At 41.0% G+C, this 3,470-nt stretch carries 3 protein-coding genes and 1 pseudogene; 2 read left to right on the top strand and 2 right to left on the bottom strand.

Annotation, left to right across the window (positions count from 1 at the left end; translation table 11 throughout):
* Positions 1-730: 730 nt before the first annotated feature.
* A pseudogene (locus QUA53_RS28730) lies at positions 731-1,599 on the top strand (ISAzo13 family transposase); the annotation flags it as partial.
* Between the two features lie 601 nt (positions 1,600-2,200).
* Entirely contained in the window at positions 2,201-2,551 is a 351-nt protein-coding gene (locus QUA53_RS28725; RefSeq protein WP_333101276.1) for a transposase, read from the top strand.
* Between the two features lie 41 nt (positions 2,552-2,592).
* On the opposite strand, the gene QUA53_RS28720 is transcribed toward QUA53_RS28725, so the two are convergent.
* Together QUA53_RS28720 and QUA53_RS29425 are read right to left on the bottom strand one after the other, a co-directional pair.
* Positions 2,593-3,168, bottom strand: coding sequence for a transposase (locus tag QUA53_RS28720; RefSeq protein WP_333095980.1), 576 nt, complete (start codon positions 3,166-3,168; stop codon positions 2,593-2,595).
* Between the two features lie 152 nt (positions 3,169-3,320).
* A complete protein-coding gene (locus QUA53_RS29425; RefSeq protein WP_445305254.1) occupies positions 3,321-3,407 on the bottom strand; it encodes a hypothetical protein in 87 nt (28 codons plus the stop codon).
* Positions 3,408-3,470 lie beyond the last annotated feature (63 nt).

The following is a 3,470-nucleotide window of genomic DNA, read 5'->3' as shown; positions in this document are numbered from 1 at the left end:
AAGAAGGGTTTTTTCAGAGAATAACTCAGGCACAAATATGATTTTATGTCAACTTAATTTAGATGCGTTTACCCTGCTTCCAGTCCCCGGAAAGGGTAAACTGAATTAAGGCTAACGCACAAAAAAACTCAACGTGCTAGAACTAACTGAAACCCTCAAAGCTTGTCTGTGGCAAACAGCGAAAACGCTCAAAGGTACACAGCGACGAAGATTTATGGCCCAGATAGTCCAAGAATTAGGGAATTGAGGTCAACGCCAAGCTCAAACAGAACTGGGGTGGTGTCGAGATACCATCAGAAAAGGACAACGAGAGCTAGAAACAGGGCTAAGTTGTATTGATGCCTTCAAGGCCAGAGGCCGAAAACCAGTGGAAAGCAAGTTGCCTCAGCTAAGTGAAGACATCAAAGCCATCGTGGATAGTCTTGCGTCAGACCGACCCCAGCTTCAAAAGCACTCGTTTGTATACACGAGTCAGTGGCGCCAAAGTCAGGCAACAACCATTGGTGACAAGTTAAAACTTAATTGCATTTGTCAATCAGTAATATTACTCAAAAAAACTGCTTTTTGAGGAGTGGAAAATTCACGATTTGAGAGGGAGTAGGTATAAATATCACCCTCGGCAGGATTCCTCGATCGCCCAAATCTCAGTTTTATGCCCAAAATCCGAGTAAATGTTGAGCATAATTGCTGATTGACAAATGCTTTCTTAGCTTAACTTGTTACCAATGGGCAACAACTGGTAGAGCAAAAGCACTACCAGGAAGCTGAACTACCCAGCAACGAAACTATCCGTCAGCGGTTGAATCAGTTGGGATATCGCCCGGCCAAGGTAGCGAAGACTCAGCCTCAAAAAAAATTCCCGAAACCGATGCCATCTTTGAGCAGTTGAGTCAAGTTAATCAGCAAGCTGATAACGACCCGACAACTCTCCGACTCTCACTTGATGCCAAAGCCACGGTGAAAATTGGTCCCTTCTCCAGAGGAGGTAAGAACCGGGTGCCAACTTTTGCCTGTGATCACGACTTCACCCCAAAAGCCAAGTTGACTCCCTATGGAATTTTTTTGCCTCAGTTAGATGAGTTGTTTTTATATTTCACCACCTCAAAGGTGACTAGCGACTTCATCGTTGATATTTTGGAATCGTGGTGGGAGAGTAACCGTTACCGTTTTACTCATATCCGCACATTACTACTCAATCAAGACAACGGACCAGAGAACCATTCCCGACGAACTCAATTGATGAAACGTCTTGTGGAGTTTTTCAGTAAGCACCAGTTGAATCTGCGTTTAGCCTACTACCCGCCCTACCACAGTAAATACAATCCTGTTGAGCGCACTTGGGGAGTGTTGGAAAACCACTGGAACGGTAATATCCTTGATGATATTACCACCGTGCTGCATTTGGCTGAAACGATGACTTGGAAGGGTAAACATCCGATAGTCAAACTCGTGACCTTGACTTATCAAACTGGGGTTAAGCTCACAACTCTGGAAATGGCTGAAGTTGAAACTCAGATTCAGCGTCTTTCCCAACCTGTTGGGGATAGCCTCCCCAATCTCGGTAAGTGGTTTATCGATATTGTTTACAGTACCGCTTGATTTTGGACGAGTTTTTTATTTGGTAGTCCCTAAATCAACTTTATTCAACCTAAAATGCGATCGTGCGTTAGATCCCAGCAGCCGTTAAAATGTTGCTGGGCTCTGGCTATTTTGTTTTTTGATTGCTCGTTGCTACTATCATCTCCGGGCGAGCGCTTGACCCAAAATGCTTACTTGTTATCAGTCAAGGGCAACGAAGTAAGCGCGTTGCCGAAAGGGCTGGATTTCAGGGGGCGACAAGCGCCCCCGAAGCCTTACAGGCAAAACTTTTCGCGCGATCGAGCCGCCTCAAAAATTTCTGCTTATTGACATAATAATCTCTTGAGGGAAAAGAATACCCAGTTGTGATAAAAAAGTAGGGTCCTGTTAATACCAGAAGACCCAAACCAATAATATGTTGCCCTTATTCTATCACTCGATACTTGAAAAATATCTGACACCAGCACAATTACTTACTCTTCAAATGCTAGTCTGGTTGTTACAGTATCAAAAATAAGTTAGAATAGAACGATTAGCTGCCACCCTACAATTACCCATATTACAAAGTAGTCGTCGCCGTCACATACAACGATTTTTACAGATTAAAGAACTCAGCATATTGGTGTTGTGGTTCCCGCTCGTCAAAGAAGCGATCTCCCGCCAGCTCAAAGCTGGGAGTCAATTAATCATTGCATTAGATAGAACCCAATGGAAAGAGTATAATGTTTTAATGGTAAGTGCGATCGTTCAAAAAAGAACATTTCCCATATTCTCGACACTATTAGATAAACAAGGAGCTTCAAATCTTGCCGAACAGCAACAAGTATTGCCTCCGGTAATTACGCTCTTAAAAAAATATAAATTAATCATTATTGGTGATCGAGAATTTCATAGCATAGAGCTGGCACAATGGTTACACCGCCAGCGTGTGAGTTTTGTCCTCCGTCAAAAAAGCAATACTACTTTCCGATAAAAAAACAACCGACTCTCCTGAACTTATGGTTATAAGTTTATCTAATCAGACCAGCAAGCTAATACGCGATTCCTAAAATTATTAAAATTAGAAAAACCATACCCTTGCCGCATTATCAACTTAATTCGATTGTTGATTCCTTCCATGACTCCACTTGTGGTGCGATGAAGAAAGTAGTTGCAAATACCCTCAAAATGATTCTCAATTGTTGATGCAGATTCTCTAAAAAATACTTGTGCATGATTTAGCCATTTTTTGATTGTGTTTTGCCCTTTTTTGACCGTCAAATTAGTCTCATATATTTCTCTAAATTTTTCTTTCATCTCATACGCAATTCGCAAACATTCGGATTTACCTAGTGTCAATTCTAATTTATCAATCTGCTCTTGATTCAAATTTACTCGATTAGTTAATAAGAAATATTTACTTTGTCTATCTGTTATTCCGGCTGCTCTACGTAACTTATTTAAGTCTTTATTAACTACTTTCATTACATGAAAACGATCGATAATAACTTTGGCGTTTGGGAATACTTTTTTGATAACTTTAGGGAATCCTCCCCACATATCAACACTCACTTCTTCAACTTGTTCACGAACCTCAATTGGTTGTTCCATAAGGACTTCAATGATTTCTTCACAGCAAGCGATGAGAATCAATCATCTCAATTAAATTACCTTCGCCCAGGTCACTCACAACAGTCACAAAACTTCCTTGACCTTTTCGCATACTTATCTCATCGAGACAAATTCGTTTAACCCGTTGCCAATTAGGTTTTTTTTATGGTGTTTGCCTGCTCAAATATTCCTTTTATTTCGTCATAACTCAGTCCTTCTTCTCTGCCAATTTGCTCCATGCTCGATTGTTTTACACGCTCATAAATATTTTGTTCGTATCGTTGAGTGTGCCGTCTTTTAAC

This window comes from Microcoleus sp. Pol12B3 (assembly GCF_036701355.1).
Classification (GTDB): Bacteria; Cyanobacteriota; Cyanobacteriia; order Cyanobacteriales; family Microcoleaceae; genus Microcoleus.
The sequence above is the reverse complement of the archived record's forward strand: the minus strand, read 5'-3'. Positions and strand labels throughout refer to the sequence as shown.